General features: G+C 69.9%; 17 protein-coding genes. 12 read left to right on the forward strand and 5 right to left on the reverse strand.

Features of this window, described 5'->3' with window-relative positions:
* Positions 1-63: 63 nt before the first annotated feature.
* Complete coding sequence (locus ACFYP5_RS29510) at positions 64-1,221, forward strand: D-alanine--D-alanine ligase family protein (protein ID WP_326605950.1); 1,158 nt, start codon at positions 64-66, stop codon at positions 1,219-1,221.
* Positions 1,222-1,276: 55 nt separating this feature from the next.
* Here ACFYP5_RS29510 and ACFYP5_RS29515 read toward each other — a convergent pair whose 3' ends face one another.
* Positions 1,277-1,765, reverse strand: coding sequence for a DUF3515 domain-containing protein (locus ACFYP5_RS29515; protein WP_389041681.1), 489 nt, complete (start codon positions 1,763-1,765; stop codon positions 1,277-1,279).
* 20 nt (positions 1,766-1,785) lie between these two features.
* On the reverse strand, positions 1,786-2,019 hold the full coding sequence (locus ACFYP5_RS29520) for an Lrp/AsnC family transcriptional regulator (protein ID WP_030928667.1): 234 nt from the start codon (positions 2,017-2,019) through the stop codon (positions 1,786-1,788).
* A 318-nt stretch (positions 2,020-2,337) separates the two neighbouring features.
* Between ACFYP5_RS29520 and ACFYP5_RS29525 the strand changes: the two genes are divergently transcribed.
* Positions 2,338-3,309: a thiamine-phosphate kinase gene (locus tag ACFYP5_RS29525; protein ID WP_389041683.1), complete on the forward strand. Its 972-nt coding sequence runs from the start codon at positions 2,338-2,340 to the stop codon at positions 3,307-3,309.
* 42 nt (positions 3,310-3,351) lie between these two features.
* Positions 3,352-4,164 (forward strand): bifunctional hydroxymethylpyrimidine kinase/phosphomethylpyrimidine kinase, encoded by an 813-nt coding sequence (gene thiD, locus ACFYP5_RS29530; RefSeq protein WP_389041685.1) that lies wholly within the window; start codon positions 3,352-3,354, stop codon positions 4,162-4,164.
* 83 nt (positions 4,165-4,247) lie between these two features.
* Here thiD and rpmB read toward each other — a convergent pair whose 3' ends face one another.
* Positions 4,248-4,433, reverse strand: a complete 186-nt coding sequence (rpmB, locus tag ACFYP5_RS29535; RefSeq protein WP_030928661.1) for a 50S ribosomal protein L28 — start codon at positions 4,431-4,433, stop codon at positions 4,248-4,250.
* A gap of 258 nt (positions 4,434-4,691) precedes the next feature.
* On the opposite strand from rpmB, the gene ACFYP5_RS29540 reads away from it, so the two are divergent.
* From ACFYP5_RS29540 to mutM, 9 genes are all read left to right on the forward strand, one after another.
* Positions 4,692-6,329, forward strand: coding sequence for a DAK2 domain-containing protein (locus tag ACFYP5_RS29540; RefSeq protein ID WP_389041686.1), 1,638 nt, complete (start codon positions 4,692-4,694; stop codon positions 6,327-6,329).
* 308 nt (positions 6,330-6,637) lie between these two features.
* Entirely contained in the window at positions 6,638-8,848 is a 2,211-nt protein-coding gene (recG, locus tag ACFYP5_RS29545) for an ATP-dependent DNA helicase RecG (RefSeq protein ID WP_389041688.1), read from the forward strand.
* Positions 8,849-9,035: 187 nt separating this feature from the next.
* Complete coding sequence (gene rsmD, locus ACFYP5_RS29550; RefSeq protein ID WP_389041690.1) at positions 9,036-9,620, forward strand: 16S rRNA (guanine(966)-N(2))-methyltransferase RsmD; 585 nt, start codon at positions 9,036-9,038, stop codon at positions 9,618-9,620.
* Positions 9,621-9,646: 26 nt separating this feature from the next.
* On the forward strand, positions 9,647-10,126 hold the full coding sequence (gene coaD / locus ACFYP5_RS29555; protein WP_389041898.1) for a pantetheine-phosphate adenylyltransferase: 480 nt from the start codon (positions 9,647-9,649) through the stop codon (positions 10,124-10,126).
* A 98-nt stretch (positions 10,127-10,224) separates the two neighbouring features.
* Positions 10,225-11,343, forward strand: a complete 1,119-nt coding sequence (locus tag ACFYP5_RS29560; RefSeq protein WP_389041692.1) for a cell division initiation protein — start codon at positions 10,225-10,227, stop codon at positions 11,341-11,343.
* Between the two features lie 154 nt (positions 11,344-11,497).
* Entirely contained in the window at positions 11,498-12,166 is a 669-nt protein-coding gene (locus tag ACFYP5_RS29565) for a YceD family protein (RefSeq protein WP_389041694.1), read from the forward strand.
* Positions 12,167-12,168: 2 nt separating this feature from the next.
* The gene (rpmF, locus tag ACFYP5_RS29570) at positions 12,169-12,342 is read left to right on the forward strand and encodes a 50S ribosomal protein L32 (protein ID WP_003965982.1); all 174 of its coding nucleotides are present in this window, start codon (positions 12,169-12,171) and stop codon (positions 12,340-12,342) included.
* A gap of 19 nt (positions 12,343-12,361) precedes the next feature.
* Positions 12,362-13,189: a ribonuclease III gene (rnc, locus tag ACFYP5_RS29575; protein ID WP_371795230.1), complete on the forward strand. Its 828-nt coding sequence runs from the start codon at positions 12,362-12,364 to the stop codon at positions 13,187-13,189.
* A 101-nt stretch (positions 13,190-13,290) separates the two neighbouring features.
* Entirely contained in the window at positions 13,291-14,145 is an 855-nt protein-coding gene (mutM, locus tag ACFYP5_RS29580; RefSeq protein ID WP_389041696.1) for a bifunctional DNA-formamidopyrimidine glycosylase/DNA-(apurinic or apyrimidinic site) lyase, read from the forward strand.
* 29 nt (positions 14,146-14,174) lie between these two features.
* Here mutM and ACFYP5_RS29585 read toward each other — a convergent pair whose 3' ends face one another.
* Together ACFYP5_RS29585 and ACFYP5_RS29590 are read right to left on the reverse strand one after the other, a co-directional pair.
* Positions 14,175-14,573 carry a winged helix-turn-helix transcriptional regulator gene (locus tag ACFYP5_RS29585; protein WP_389041698.1) on the reverse strand — a complete coding sequence of 133 codons (399 nt, stop codon included), beginning with the start codon at positions 14,571-14,573 and terminating at the stop codon, positions 14,175-14,177.
* Between the two features lie 284 nt (positions 14,574-14,857).
* Positions 14,858-14,998, reverse strand: a complete 141-nt coding sequence (locus ACFYP5_RS29590; RefSeq protein ID WP_389041700.1) for a hypothetical protein — start codon at positions 14,996-14,998, stop codon at positions 14,858-14,860.
* Positions 14,999-15,609 lie beyond the last annotated feature (611 nt).

Below are 15,609 nucleotides of genomic sequence, written 5' to 3' on the forward strand. Positions count from 1 at the left end.
TCCACGCGGGTCGGCCCCGGGGACGCTGACGTGACTCGTACCAGCAGGTACGCTCAACGCGATATGAGCAGCGAGAACCTCCCCCAGAGCCCGGAGCAGCAGCTCCGCAAGCCGCGTGTGGCCGTCGTGTTCGGCGGCCGCAGCTCCGAACACGGCATTTCGGTCGTCACCGCAGGTGCCGTCCTGAACGCCATCGACCGGACGAAGTACGACGTCCTGCCGATCGGCATCACGACGGACGGCCGCTGGGCGCTCACCGCCGACGAGCCCGAGCGGATGGCCATCACCGACCGGAAGATGCCGGACGTGGCACAACTGGCCGAGTCCAGCGAGGGCGGCGTGGTCCTCTCCGTCGACCCCGGCAGCCGCGAGGTGGTCTACAGCGAGCCCGGCTCGGTCCCGAAGGCGCTCGGTGAGGTCGACGTCGTCTTCCCCGTCCTGCACGGCCCGTACGGTGAGGACGGCACCCTCCAGGGGCTCCTGGAGCTGTCCGGGGTGCCGTACGTGGGCGCCGGTGTGCTCGCCTCGGCGGTCGGCCAGGACAAGGAGTACATGAAGCGGGTGTTCACCTCGTTCGGGCTGCCCGTCGGTCCGTACGTCGTGATCCGCCCCCGCGAGTGGGACAACGACCGCTCCGGTGCCCGCAAGCGCATCGTGGACTTCGCCGGTGAGCACGGCTGGCCGCTCTTCATCAAGCCCGCCCGGGCAGGTTCGTCCATCGGCATCACCAAGGTCGACGACCTCTCCGGCCTCGACGAGGCGATCGAGGAAGCCCGCCGCCACGACCCCAAGTTCCTGGTCGAGTCGCTGCTGCGGGGCCGCGAGATCGAGTGCGGGGTGCTGGAGTTCGAGGACGGACCGCGTGCCAGCGTGCCCGCCGAGATCCCGCCGGTCACCGCGCACGACTTCTACGATTTCGAGGCCAAGTACATCGACTCGGCGTCCGGGATCGTGCCCGCCCCGCTGACCGAGGAGCAGACGGCCGAGGTCCAGCGGCTCGCGGTCGAAGCCTTCGAGGCGGCGTCCTGCGAGGGCCTGGTGCGCGCCGACTTCTTCCTCACCGAGGACGGCAGCTTCGTGATCAACGAGATCAATACGCTGCCGGGCTTCACCCCGATCTCCATGTACCCGCGGATGTGGCAGGAGAGCGGCGTGAGCTACCAGGAGCTGGTGGACCGGCTGATCCAGGCGGCGTTGACCCGCCCGACCGGCCTGCGCTGAGAAGCACCGGGCCGGATGTGCGCACAGGCGCCGGGCCGGACTGCGCGGACACTCTCTAGATGCTGCTGGGGACCGTCTTCTTGACGGCTGCGGCGAACGCCGCCAGCGGGCTGATGTCATGGGAGTACGCCGTCGAGAGCGACACCTCGACATACGCCTTGCGATAAGTGGTGGTGAAGCGCGGACCGGCGTCCTCCGGCTGCTCCAGCAGCCAGTTGACGCCGTCCGCCTCGGCCCCCTTCGCCATCGGATCGTCCATCTTTGCGGGCCGCTCGACGCCGCAGCGCAGTACGATCGCCCCGTCCCCCCAGCCGGCGGTCAGTTCCGACTTCGGCCCGGGGTCGTTGCGCTCCTGTCCGGCGACGGACTTCGGCAGCTCCTTGTGCAGTGCACGGCAGTAGGCTGCGGCTTCCGGCGTCGGGGTGGGAACCGTGATCGACGCATGGGTGTCCGTGGTTGAGCAGCCCGCCGCGGCCAGCAGCAGAACGGCAGCGGACGGGCCGAGGAACAAGGGGCGGCGAAGCCGGGGGCGGATGGACGTCACCGGCCCAGCGTATAAGGGGACTACAGATGGACGACCGGGCAGGTCAAGGTTCTCGTGATGCCTTCCACCTGCTGGACCTTGGCGACCACCATGCGTCCGAGTTCATCGACTGTGTCGGCCTGCGCGCGCACAATCACGTCGTAGGGGCCGGTGACGTCCTCTGCCTGGATCACTCCCGGGATTTTCGTGATGGTCTCGGCGACGGTCGACGCCTTGCCCACCTCGGTCTGAATAAGGATGTACGCCTGTACCACGGAACCTCCAGGGCGGCCACGAGGATCATGTGGGGGAAAGAGACGCCACGGTATCGCGTTGCCACGGGCCGCGGGGAGACCCGCGGGCCGGATGACGTCCCACCGCGTGGCGTACGGATGGCAGCGGTTGACGTATCTCTTGACAGTACCGACAGCAGTGACGGCTCGCGACCGCAAGTGCAGCGGTCCGGATGGGGGACAGGCATGCCGGCGACGACCGGAGCAGACTGCATCCGACGGCCGGGCCACGGTCCCGGCCCCCGGCCGCCGATCCAGGCCGGACGCCCGTCCGGCGCGATAGATGAGAGGTGAGACTCGGTGAAGGGAACCGTGGGCGAGTTGGGGGAGTTCGGGCTCATCAGGGAGCTCACTTCCCGCCTCACCACCACCCCGGCGGTGCGGCTCGGACCCGGCGACGACGCCGCGGTCGTGGCCGCTCCCGACCGCAGGGTCGTGGCCAGTACCGACATCCTGTTGGAGGGACGGCACTTCCGCCGCGACTGGTCGACGGCGTACGACGTCGGACGCAAGGCCGCCGCGCAGAATCTCGCCGACATCGCAGCCATGGGCGCCGTGCCCACCGCGCTGCTGCTCGGCCTGGTCGTCCCCGCCGAACTCCCGGTCACCTGGGCGGGCGAGCTGATGGACGGCATCCGTGACGAGTGCCAGGTCGCGGGGGCGGCCGTGGTCGGCGGTGACGTGGTCGGCGGGGAGACCATCACCGTCGCGATCACCGCACTCGGCGATCTGCGCAACCACGAACCGGTCACCCGGGCCGGTGCCCGCCCCGGCGACGTCGTCGCCGTCACCGGCTGGCTCGGCTGGTCCGCCGCCGGGTACGCCGTGCTCTCCCGTGGTTTCCGGTCGCCGCGCGCGTTCGTCGAGGCCCACCGGCGCCCCGAACCGCCGTACCACGCGGGCCCCGCGGCCGCCGGGCTCGGCGCCACCGCCATGACGGACGTCAGCGACGGGCTCGTGGCCGATCTCGGGCACATCGCCGAGGCCAGCAAGGTCCGGATCGATCTGCGCTCCGGTCTCATCGACATCCCCTCGCAGATGTCCGACATCGGCCAGGCGGTCGGTGTCGATCCGCTGCAGTGGGTGCTCACCGGTGGAGAGGACCACGCGATCGTCGCCACGTTCCCGGCGGACGTGAAGCTGCCCGCCCGCTGGAAGGTGATCGGCGAGGTACTCAACCCGTCGGCGCTGCCCCAGGTGACGGTCGACGGGGCGCCCTGGACCAGCAAGGGCGGCTGGGACCACTTCGGTGGCATCGAGGACGCCCCCTAGGAGGCGCCCGGCAGTTCCGGCGCCCGGAGTAGATTTCGGGGTATGCCCATATCCGCATCCCCCGCCGCACCACTCGTACCACCTCGTGTACTCACCGTCGCCGGATCCGATTCCGGCGGCGGTGCGGGCATTCAGGCCGATCTGAAGACGATGCTGGCGCACGGCGTGCACGGCATGAGCGTGATCACCGCGGTGACGGCGCAGAATTCGCTGGGTGTCCAGGGCGCTTGGGAGCTGCCTGTGGAGGCTGTCCGGGCCCAGTACCGCAGCGTCGTCGACGACATCGGGGTCCAGGCGGTGAAGACCGGCATGCTGGCATCGGCCGCACTCGTGGAGACCGTCGCCGCACTTCTCGCGGCGACCGACGCCCCGGTCGTCGTCGACCCGGTCGGGGTCTCCAAACACGGCGATCCGCTGCTGGCCGCCGAGGCCCTCGATTCCGTACGGCAGAAGCTCCTGCCGGTCGCGACGGTGGCGACCCCCAACCTGGACGAGGTGGCACAGCTCACCGGAGTGACCGTCACGGACGAGTCCGGAATGCGGCGGGCCGCCGGGGAGATCCTCGGATACGGACCGCGCTGGGTCGTCATCAAGGGCGGGCATCTGCCCGGCGATCCGGTCGACCTGCTCACGGACGGCACCGAGGAGCACTGGCTGCGTGCCCCCCGGCACGACAACCGGCACACCCATGGCACGGGCTGCACCCTGGCCTCCGCGATCGCCTGCGGGCTGGCCCGGGGGCAGGACGTACCGACGGCGGTACGGGCAGCGAAGGAGTACGTCACCGGGGCGATCGCGGCAGGCTTCCCGCTGGGCGCCGGCATCGGCCCCGTCGACCACGGGTGGCGGCTGTAGGAGCCCAGCGCACAGCAAAAAGCCGGTCCACCGAGGTGGACCGGCTTTTTGGGCAACCGGAAGGCTGCGCTACGACGGGAACGTCAGCGCGCGACCTTGCCGGCCTTGATGCACGAGGTGCAGACGTTGAGCCGCTTCGGCGTCCGACCGACCACGGCACGCACGCGCTGGATGTTGGGATTCCAGCGACGGGACGTACGGCGGTGCGAGTGCGAAATGTTGTTGCCGAAGCCCGGCCCCTTGCCGCAGACGTCGCAGTTGGCAGCCACGGGTCACTCCAAAGACTTCAGATGCACTTACAGTGAATTCCGGCGCGCCGGAATCATTTGACTGAAGTGGCGGTGCCGGAGGAATGGCCCGACTCTCATCGGGCAACCGAAGCAGCATACAACGGCTGCGTCGGTAGAACGAAACTACCATGGGTTTCGCCGCCGTCCGCCCCGCCCCTGGCCCTGCCGGGCCCACCGGGCCGGACTACTCTGCGGTTCAGCCAGCCGCCCACGGCCGCTCTCCAGGAGGAACACCACGTGCCGCAGACCGCCGACGACATGGACGCCGTCGCGGTGCGTACGTGGTGCTCACTCGCCCTGGAGGCACTGGGGCGGGAGCGTGCGGCGATCGACGCGATCAATGTGTATCCCGTCGCGGACGGGGACACCGGGACCAACCTCTACCTGACGGTGGAGTCCGCGGCAGGAGCCGTCGAAGCGGTCTTCGCCGCGCACGAGACCGGCGCGTCCGTGCCCGGCCTCGCCGATGCCGTACGGGCCATGGCGCACGGGGCGCTGATCGGCGCCCGCGGGAACTCGGGCACGATCCTGGCGCAGCTGCTGCGCGGCATGGCGGGGGTGCTGGCCGACGGGCACGACGCGGACCATCTGCGGCTCGCGCTGAACCGGGCCGCGACCGCAGCCAGGCAGGCCGTCGCCCACCCCGTCGAGGGGACCGTGCTGACGGTGGCCACCGCCGCCGCCGAGGCCGCCGGGCGCACGGCGGGCGACCCGAGTGCGCAGGCGGTCGTGCAGGCGGCGTACGAGGGGGCGCGCACGGCGCTGGACGAGACCCCCGGACAGCTGGCCGTCCTCGGTCGGGCGGGTGTCGTGGACGCCGGAGGACGGGGCCTGGTGACCGTCCTCGAGGCGCTCGTCGAAGCGGTCTCCGGGGAGACACCCGAACACGGCGTCTGGGTGGCCCCCGACATCGCCCCCGTGACCACTGCCGCGGCCGAGGACTGCGTGGCGGGCGGAGCGCAGGACGGCCCAGCCTTCGAGGTGATCTATCTGCTGGAGGCCGGGGACGACGCGGTAGACCGGCTGCGGACCCGGCTCGACGGGCTCGGTGACTCGCTCGTGGTGGTCGGCGGGGACGGGCTGTGGAACGTCCACGTCCATGTCGACGACGCGGGTGCGGCGGTGGAGGCCGGGGTCGAGGCCGGCCGGCCGTACCGGATCCGGATCACCCACTTCGGCGCAGACCGGGTCCACCCGCACCACGTGGAACCCGCGCAGCGCGGTGTCGTCGTCGTGGTGCCCGGCCCCGGGCTCTCCGGCCTCTGCTCGGAAGCCGGTGCGACCACCGTGCTCGCCCGGCCCGGGGAGCCGCCGGCCAGCGGCGAACTGGTCGACGCGATCCGCCGCGCGCACGCCCGCGAGGTGGTTCTCCTGCCGAACGACGCCGATCTGCGCCACACGGCGGCGGCCGCCGCCGAGCAGGCCCGTACCGAGGGCATCCGGGTCGCCCTCATCCCGACCCGGGCCGCCGTCCAGGGCATCGCCGCGCTCGCCGTCCACGAACCGGACCGCAGCTTCGACGAGGACGTGGTGGCGATGACCGCGGCGGCCGGTGCCACCCGCTACGGCGAACTGGCCGTCGCCGAACGGCAGTCCTGGACCATGGCGGGCATCTGCCAGGCCGGCGACATCCTGGGCCTGATCGAAGGTGATGTGGCGGTCATCGGCGAGGACGTGCCCGGCACGGCCCGGGCGGTGATCGACCGGATGCTGGCGGCGGGCGGCGAACTCGTCACCCTGGTACTGGGCGAGGACGTACCCGATGCCTTGGCCGACGCCCTGGAGGAGCATGTGCGGGAGGGCTATCTGGCGGTGGACACGGTGGTGTACCGGGGCGGTGGACAGGGAACGCCGCTGCTGGTCGGGGTGGAGTAGGGCGGATAGGGGCGGCGCCGCCCGTGAGGCCTCGTCCCGATCGGTGGCGCCGGTCCGGCGGAGGGTGTCGGCGAGTTCCGCCCACAGCCCGGGCGCCTGATCGAGGGTCCGGGCCGGGCAGACCAGCACACCGCCGGTCCGGCGGACAGTGGGCCGGCCGGCCGGGTGCAGGGCGACGGCGCGGTCCGGGCGATCGCGTGGCGGTGATCGCGGGTGAGGAGCGGGGGACCGGTCCCAGGGGCGCGAAGACGTTTGTGACCAGGCGATTGCGGTGATGCGGGCGACTTCTGTCAGTGGGGTGGTGTGCAATGGATCGCGTGTCTGCGTTCGACGAACCCCTCAAGAAGCTGCTCGGCGGTGCCACCGCGAAGGTGATGGCCGAACACCTCGACCTGCACACGGTCGGTGATCTGCTGCACCACTACCCGCGGCGCTACGAGGAGCGCGGCAAGCTGACCGCGCTGGCCGACCTCCCGCTGGACGAACATGTGACCGTCGTCGCCCAGGTCGCCGACGCCCGGATCATGATGTTCAACAACGGCAGGGGCAAGCGCCTGGAGGTGACCCTCACCGACGGCAGCGGCCGGCTCCAGCTGGTCTTCTTCGGCCACGGCGTGCACAAGCCGCACAAGGAGCTGCTGCCCGGACGCCGGGCGATGTTCGCGGGCAAGGTCTCCGTCTTCAACCGGAAGATGCAGCTCGCCCACCCCACCTACCAGCTGCTCGACGCCACGGACGCCGACGAGGCCACGGAGGCGGTGGACGCCTTCGCCGGGAAGCTGCTGCCCATCTATCCGGCCTGCAAGCAGCTCGACTCCTGGCGGATCGCCAAGGCCGTCGACACCGTGCTGCCCAGCGCCCGGGACGCCGTCGACCCGCTGCCGTCGTCGCTGCGCGAGGGGCGTGGCTTCACCCCGCTGCCCGAGGCGCTGCTGAAGATCCACCGTCCGCAGACCAAGGCGGACATCGCCGACGCCAGGGACCGGCTGAAGTGGGACGAGGCGTTCGTCCTCCAGGTCGCGCTCGCCCGCCGCCGGTACGCCGACACCCAGCTTCCCGCGGTGGCGCGGATCCCTGCCCACGGCGGACTGCTCGACGCCTTCGACGCCAAGCTGCCGTTCACCCTCACCGAGGGCCAGGAGAAGGTCTCCAAAGAGGTCTTCGACGACCTGGCGACCGAGCATCCGATGCACCGGCTGCTGCAGGGCGAGGTCGGTTCCGGGAAGACGCTGGTCGCGCTGCGCGCCATGCTCGCCGTCGTCGACGCCGGTGGACAGGCCGCGATGCTCGCCCCCACCGAGGTGCTGGCCCAGCAGCACCACCGGTCCATCACGGAGATGATGGGCGAGCTGGCCGAAGGAGGGATGCTGGGCGGCTCCGACCTCGGTACGAAGGTGGTACTGCTCACCGGTTCCATGGGCACGGCGGCCCGCCGTCAGGCGCTGCTGGACCTGGTCACCGGCGAAGCCGGGATCGTGATCGGCACACATGCGCTGATCGAGGACAAGGTGCAGTTCCATGACCTGGGACTGGTCGTCGTCGACGAGCAGCACCGCTTCGGTGTCGAGCAGCGCGACGCCCTGCGGTCCAAGGGCAAGCAACCACCGCACCTGCTGGTCATGACCGCCACACCCATTCCCCGTACGGTCGCCATGACCGTCTTCGGTGACCTGGAGACGTCCGTGCTGGACCAGCTGCCGGCCGGCCGCTCGCCGATCGCCAGCCATGTCGTCCCCGCCAAGGACAAGCCGCACTTCCTCACCCGCGCCTGGGAGCGGGTCCGCGAGGAGGTCGAGAACGGCCATCAGGCGTATGTCGTATGCCCCCGGATCGGTGACGACGCCGACGACGAGACCGAGAAGAAGAAGGGCAAGAAGCAGCCGCCCGAGGACGACGGTGACAAGCGCCCGCCGCTCGCCGTGCTGGAGATCGCCGAGCAGCTCACCAAGGGCGCTCTCGCCGGACTGCGCGTCGCGGTACTGCACGGCAGGATGAACCCCGACGACAAGGACGACGTGATGCGCCGCTTCGCCGCGGGCCGGGTCGACGTACTCGTCGCGACGACCGTCATCGAGGTCGGGGTGAACGTTCCCAACGCCACCGCGATGGTGATCATGGACGCCGACCGGTTCGGCGTCTCCCAGCTCCACCAGCTGCGCGGCCGCGTCGGCCGTGGCTCCGCCGCCGGCCTGTGCCTGCTGGTCAGCGAGGCGCACGAGGCGAGCCCCGCCCGGGCCCGTCTGTCCTCCGTCGCCGCCACCCTCGACGGTTTCGAACTGTCCCGGATCGACCTCGAACAGCGCCGTGAGGGCGATGTCCTCGGCCAGGCCCAGTCCGGTGTCCGCTCGTCCCTGCGGATGCTCACCGTCATCGACGACGAGGAGGTCATCGCCGCCGCCCGCGAGGAGGCCGTCGCCGTCGTCGCCGCCGACCCGGAGCTGACGGACCTGCCCGAGCTGCGCACCGCCCTGGACGCGCTGCTCGACAAGGAGCGCGAGGAGTACCTCGACAAGGGCTGAGCACAGGGGCTGAACACAGGGGGAGTCGGCAGCCGGTCACAGGACGCACGACAACGGGTGAGGACACGGGGGAGATCCAGGTGTCTGCAGGGGCCCCCGGGCCCGAACGGGCCCGAAGCCATATCGTGGGACGCACGGCGCCCGCCCCACCCCGGCGGGCCACCCCGACCCGAGGATTCAGACACCCATGACCCGCGTGATCGCCGGCTCGGCCGGCGGACGCCGCCTGGCCGTCCCGCCCGGCACCGGCACCCGCCCCACCTCCGACCGCGCACGCGAGGGCCTCTTCTCCACCTGGGAGGCGCTCCTCGGCACTCTGGAGGGCATCCGTATCGCGGATCTGTACGCGGGATCCGGGGCCGTCGGCCTCGAAGCGCTCTCCCGCGGCGCGGTCCACGCCCTGCTCGTCGAGGCAGACGCCAGGGCCGCCCGCACAGTGCGGGACAACGTCCGGACGCTCGGTCTGCCCGGTGCCGAAGTCCGTACCGGCAAAGCCGAACAGATCGTGACAGGACCGGTGCCCGCGGACCCGTACGACGTGGTCTTCCTGGACCCGCCGTACGTCGTCACCGACGACGATCTTGGCGAGATACTGCTCACACTCCGTGCCCAGGGCTGGCTCACGGACGATGCCCTCGTCACCGTGGAACGGAGCACCAGAGGCGGAGAATTCAACTGGCCCAAGGGATTCGAGCCACTGCGGGCCCGTCGCTACGGCGAGGGAACGCTTTGGTACGGTCGCGCCGCCTCTACGTGCGAAGACGCACGATGACCGCACCGGAGAGCGAGGGACTCAAGTTGCGCCGCGCCGTCTGTCCGGGGTCGTTCGACCCCATCACCAATGGACACCTCGACATCATTGGTCGCGCCTCGAAGCTGTACGACGTCGTACATGTCGCGGTGATGATCAATCAGTCCAAGAAGGGCCTGTTCACGGTCGACGAGCGGATCGAGCTGATCCGTCAGGTCACCGCGGACTTCGGCAACGTCCAGGTCGAGTCCTTCCACGGCCTCCTGGTCGACTTCTGCAAGCAGCGCGACATCCCGGCCATCGTGAAGGGCCTGCGGGCCGTCAGCGACTTCGACTACGAGCTGCAGATGGCCCAGATGAACAACGGCCTCTCCGGCGTCGAAACGCTCTTCGTGCCGACCAACCCGACGTACAGCTTCCTGTCGTCCTCCCTGGTCAAGGAGGTCGCGACCTGGGGCGGCGACGTCTCGCACCTGCTGCCGCCGCTGGTCCACCGGGCCCTCGTGGACCGGCTCGCCCAGGGGTGAACCACTGACAGCCCGTCACCAGGTGTCGGACGGGCGCCGACTGGCCGTACAGTCGTCCCGTCCGTCTCCAATCAGCAGTAGAGAGTGGCGAGCACACGGTGGACGTGCAGAAGAAGCTCGACGAGATCGTCGAAGCGGTCGGGAACGCCCGGTCCATGCCCATGTCGGCGTCGTGCGTGGTCAACCGCGCCGAACTGCTCGCGATGCTCGAAGAGGTACGTGAGGCCCTCCCCGGCTCGCTCGCCCACGCCCAGGAGCTCCTCGGCGGCCGGGAGCAGCTGGTCGAGCAGGCCCGCCAGGAGGCCGAGCGGATCATCGAGTCCGCCCACGCCCAGCGCGGCTCACTGGTCTCCGACACCGAGATCGCCCGGCAGTCCCAGTCCGAGGCGGACCGCATCCTCGACGAGGCCCGCCGGGAGGCCGACGAGGTCCGCGCCGAGGCCGACGAGTACGTCGACAGCAAGCTCGCCAACTTCGAGGTCGTCCTCACCAAGACGATCGGCTCCGTCGACCGTGGCCGGGAGAAGCTCCTCGGCCGCGGTCAGGCCTTCGACGAGCAGGGGTACGAGGACCCGGACTTCGCCGAGGCCCCGGAGCGCAGCACCGACCCGGCGACGCTGCAGCGCCGCGCCGACGAATACGTCGACACCAAGCTCGGCGCCTTCGAGGCCGTGCTGGCCAAGACCCTGGAGGCGGTCGGCCGCGGCCGGCAGAAGCTGCACGGCCGGGTCGCCACCGACGAGCTCGGCGCGCACATGGCAGCCCAGGACGCCGCGGGCAGCCAGGGCCACACCAGCGACGAGGACCACTGGGCCGGTCTCGCCGAGCTCGCCACCCCGGAGCCGCAGCCGGTGCCCCAGCAGGTCCAGCCGCACTTCCCGGCGCAGGCCCAGCCGAGCTACGCGGAGACGTACGCGTACCAGGAGCAGCCCCAGCAGGACATGTACGGCTATCAGCAGCAGCCCGACCCGTACGCCGCCTATCAGCAGCAGGGCTACGACCAGGGGCACGCGCCGCTGCAGGCTCAGGGCTACGACCAGGGCCAGACACAGGGCTACGACCAGGGCCAGACGCAGGGGTACGACAGCTGGCAGCACCAGCCCCTCCCGCAGCAGGGGCTTCACCAGCAGGGCGAGAGCGCCCTCGACGAGACCAGCCTGTTCGACACCAGCATGATCGACCTCGACCAGCTTCGCCGGTACGAGCAGGAGCGCTGACCGATTCCGCCCGGTTCGGGTCCGGAATCGGACCCGATTGGGAGCAGGGTGACGCGTCCAGTATCCTGGTTCTTCGGTCGCGCGTATGACTGCGATCCAGGCTGCCCGCTTCGACTCCGAACCGGTCGGCCCCTCCCACGGTGCGCGATGCGCCATGCATACGATTTCGAAAGCAGGAAAAGCCCTGAACGGCCACCTCGACCACCGAAACCCCCTCGTGTTCGATACGCACGAGCTGGGTCGGCGTCCGGGTGCCCTCCTGCGGCTGACCCGCTCGGTGGACGCCCCCAGGGACCTCGGTATCGACGGGGTCATCGGTGTGCCGGAGGGCGCAACCGTGGAACTGGACCTCCGCCTCGAATCGGTCATGGAAGGGGTGCTTGTCACAGGCACCGCCCGTGCATCGGCCGAGGGGGAGTGCGTAAGGTGTCTGGAGCCGCTGCGCCAAGAGGTTGCGGCGGACTTCCAGGAGATGTTCTCGTACCCTGACGCCGATGACCGGGGCCGCATCAAAGCGGAACCGGCCGACGACGCCGAGGACGACGAGGACAGGCTCTTCATCGAGGACGGTCTGTTCGACCTCGAGCCAGTGCTGCGCGATGCGGTGGTGCTCGCACTGCCGATGCAGCCGGTGTGCCGGGAGTCCTGTGCCGGTCTGTGTTCCGAATGCGGAATCAGGCTGGACGAGAACCCCGGTCACCACCACGATGCCGTCGACATTCGTTGGGCGGCATTGCAAGGACTCGCCGAGACCGTTTCGGACGGCGAGAAGGACAACATGGGCGGCGCCGAAGCGGGCGTCGACGAGAAGCAGGAGAAGTAGCCGTGGCTGTTCCGAAGCGGAAGATGTCGCGCAGCAACACGCGCCACCGCCGGTCGCAGTGGAAGGCTGCGGTCCCCACCCTGGTTTCGTGCGAGCGTTGCCAGGAGCCGAAGCTGCAGCACATCGCGTGCCCGAGCTGCGGCACGTACAACAAGCGCCAGGTCCTCGAGGTCTGAGCGGCTGGTGAGAGGCCCGATGTCTGAGTTGTCCCACGCCAAGAAGCAGGCAGACAACGTCAACACAGCCTCGTCCCACACGCTTCTGGAAGGGCGGCTCGGGTATCACCTCGAGTCCGCCCTTCTGGTGCGTGCGCTGACCCATCGCTCGTACGCATACGAGAACGGCGGTCTGCCCACCAACGAGCGGCTCGAATTCCTCGGGGATTCGGTGCTCGGCCTGGTGGTCACGGACACGCTGTACCGCACCCACCCCGACCTGCCCGAAGGCCAGCTGGCCAAGTTGCGGGCCGCGGTGGTCAACTCGCGTGCACTTGCTGAGGTGGGCCGCGGCCTCGAACTCGGCTCCTTCATCCGGCTCGGCCGGGGCGAAGAGGGCACGGGTGGCAGGGACAAGGCGTCCATCCTCGCCGACACCCTTGAAGCGGTGATCGGCGCGGTCTATCTCGACCAGGGCCTCAGCGCGGCCTCGGAGCTGGTCCACCGGCTCTTCGACCCGCTGATCGACAGGTCCTCCAACCTCGGCGCCGGCCTGGACTGGAAGACCAGTCTCCAGGAACTCACCGCGAGCGAGAGCCTCGGAGTCCCCGAGTACCTCGTCACGGAGACCGGCCCGGATCACGAGAAGACCTTTACTGCTGCTGCTCGCGTCGGTGGTGTCTCGTACGGCACCGGCACCGGCCGTAGCAAGAAGGAAGCGGAGCAGCAGGCGGCCGAGTCCGCCTGGCGCGAGATCAGCGCCGCCGCGGAGGAACGGGAAGCTGCGGCCAAGGCCGCCGCCGCCGACGGAGGGGCCGCCGACACCCCTGCCGACCCGTCGCCGTCCACGGACGTCGCTCCGGCCTGACGCGTCGACCCCTCGGTGCCTTGTGCACCGAGGGGTTTTCCGTGTCCGGAATCAAAGACAGATACGTAACCTTGTTACGAAGGATCTGAAGGAGCTGAACCGTGCCCGAGCTGCCCGAGGTCGAAGTCGTACGGCGCGGTCTCGATCGCTGGATCACCGGCCGCACGGTCACCGACGTCGAGGTCCTGCACCCGCGCGCGGTCCGCCGTCACATCGCGGGCTCCACGGACTTCGCGGCGCGGCTCAGCGGCAGCCGCTTCGGCAGGGCCATGCGCCGCGGCAAGTACCTCTGGGTGCCGCTGGACGAGGTGTCCTCCTCTCTCCTCGGCCACCTCGGCATGAGCGGCCAGCTGCTCGTACAGCCGCAGGACGCCCCCGACGAGAAGCACCTGCGGATCCGGATCCGCTTCGACGACACCCTCGGCACCGAGCTGCGCTTCGTCGATCAGCGGACCTTCGGTGGGCTCTCGCTCCACGAGAACACCCCTGACGGGCTGCCCGACACCATCGCGCACATCGCCCGCGACCCCCTGGACCCGGCGTTCGACGACGCCGCGTTCCACAACGTACTGCGGCTGCGCCGTACGACGGTCAAGCGCGCCCTGCTCGACCAGTCGCTGATCAGCGGCGTCGGCAACATCTACGCGGACGAGGCGCTCTGGCGCACCAAGCTGCACTACGACCGGCCCACCGCGACGCTGACCCGGCCCAGGTCGGCCGAGCTGCTCGGGCATGTCCGCGACGTGATGAACGCGGCGCTCGACCAGGGCGGCACCAGCTTCGACAGCCTCTACGTCAATGTGAACGGCGAGTCGGGCTACTTCGACCGGTCGCTCGACGCCTACGGGCGTGAGGGCGAGCCCTGCCACCGCTGCGGTACGCCGATGCGCCGCCGTCCGTGGATGAACCGCTCCAGCTACTTCTGCCCGCGCTGCCAGCGGTCGCCGCGGCCCTGAGCGGCGTCCGGCCGATCAAGCCGGAGCCGTTAGCTCTCGCGGGCCCTGTCGTAACGGGTGCGGGCGTCCAGCACCTCGGGCATCCGGCCCTCGACGAACTGGATCAGCCCGCGCAGCCGGCCGGCGACCTCGCGTCCCAGCGGGGTCAGCTCGTAGTCGACACGGGGCGGGTTGGTGGGCTGCGCCTCCCGCTGGACGAGCCCGTCCCGCTCCAGAGCGTGAAGCGTCTGGGAGAGCATCTTCTCGCTCACCCCGTCGACCCTGCGCCGCAGCTCGTTGAAGCGGGCACCGGAATCGTGCAGGGCGGTCAGCGTCAGGCTGCCCCAGCGTCCGGTGACATGCTCCAGCGTGCCGCGCGAGGGGCACTGCCGGGAGAACACGTCGAACGGCAGGCTGTCGGCGCGGTCCCGACGCGTGCTCTCGTCCATGAACGCAGCTTACGCCCGCACAGTGCTCACTTCCGGAGTGCGCTGTGCGGGCGTAAGCGGTGAGTCCGAGACGGCTCCGGGGCGGGTGTCCGGCGGATCGGAGGCCGAAGTGGTGAGGGGCCGGTTCCCTCACCTCCGCCCGTGTAATCGATCAACGCTGCGACCTGCGACTCAGCTGTCGGCCACTCGATGCGAACTACGGGCAAGTCGGTCATCGAGGTCTCTCGACCCGGTCACGGAATGGCTCGGGTGCGTCTCGCCTGTCTGCGCGCGCTGCGTGACGATCAATGGTCGACAACGCCGCCCACGGCAAAGAACAGCAAGCCGATGGCCGCCATGAGGACAATCGGTACGACGATGATCAACAGAATCACCGCAAGGGTACGCATAAGGCCTGTAGTGGCCTCATGGAGTGCGTCCTGCACGGGCTCTTGGTCGGTCAATGTCGCCTCTTGTCGGCACTGTACTGCGCGGTGCGTGGAACGACTTTGGCCGGGAGCTGCTCTGGGGCGAGTGTGATCACGGCCCCGTAAGCATCCGGCGCGTCGGGCAGTCTGCCCGTTGAAGCACGGCGTTGGGGCCATGATCTTCGAGGCTCGCCCGGAAGCGGCAGGCTGAAGTCGTGGAGCCGACCGCCCCGGCCACGACGGGCTCTGACCTCATGCCGCCGGCCAGCCCTCTCCAGCGCGGGCGGCTCAGTGAATACCTCGGTCACCATGACCCCGGCTTCCACGCTGCGGACCTGCACGCATCTGATGCCGTCGAGCGAGACCCGTACGTCGGACCGCCGTAGACACAGTTCGGGCCGCCTCGGTTGCCGATAACGGCCCCGAGACGGCCCGAGAATGCCGGCAGGTCACGACCCGCGAAAATCTCAGAAGCCGAAGAAGTGACACGCCGGGTGCCCGACCTGCGCACATGCAATCGATCAACGCTGCGACCCGCGACTTAGCTGTCGGTGGTTGTCAACGTTGGTCGTCATTGGGCACCCCCGCACGGCTCAGGGACGGCCCGGCGCGGATCACTCCGGCCGGTC

This window comes from Streptomyces sp. NPDC005262 (genome assembly GCF_042872425.1).
GTDB lineage: Bacteria > Actinomycetota > Actinomycetes > Streptomycetales > Streptomycetaceae > Streptomyces.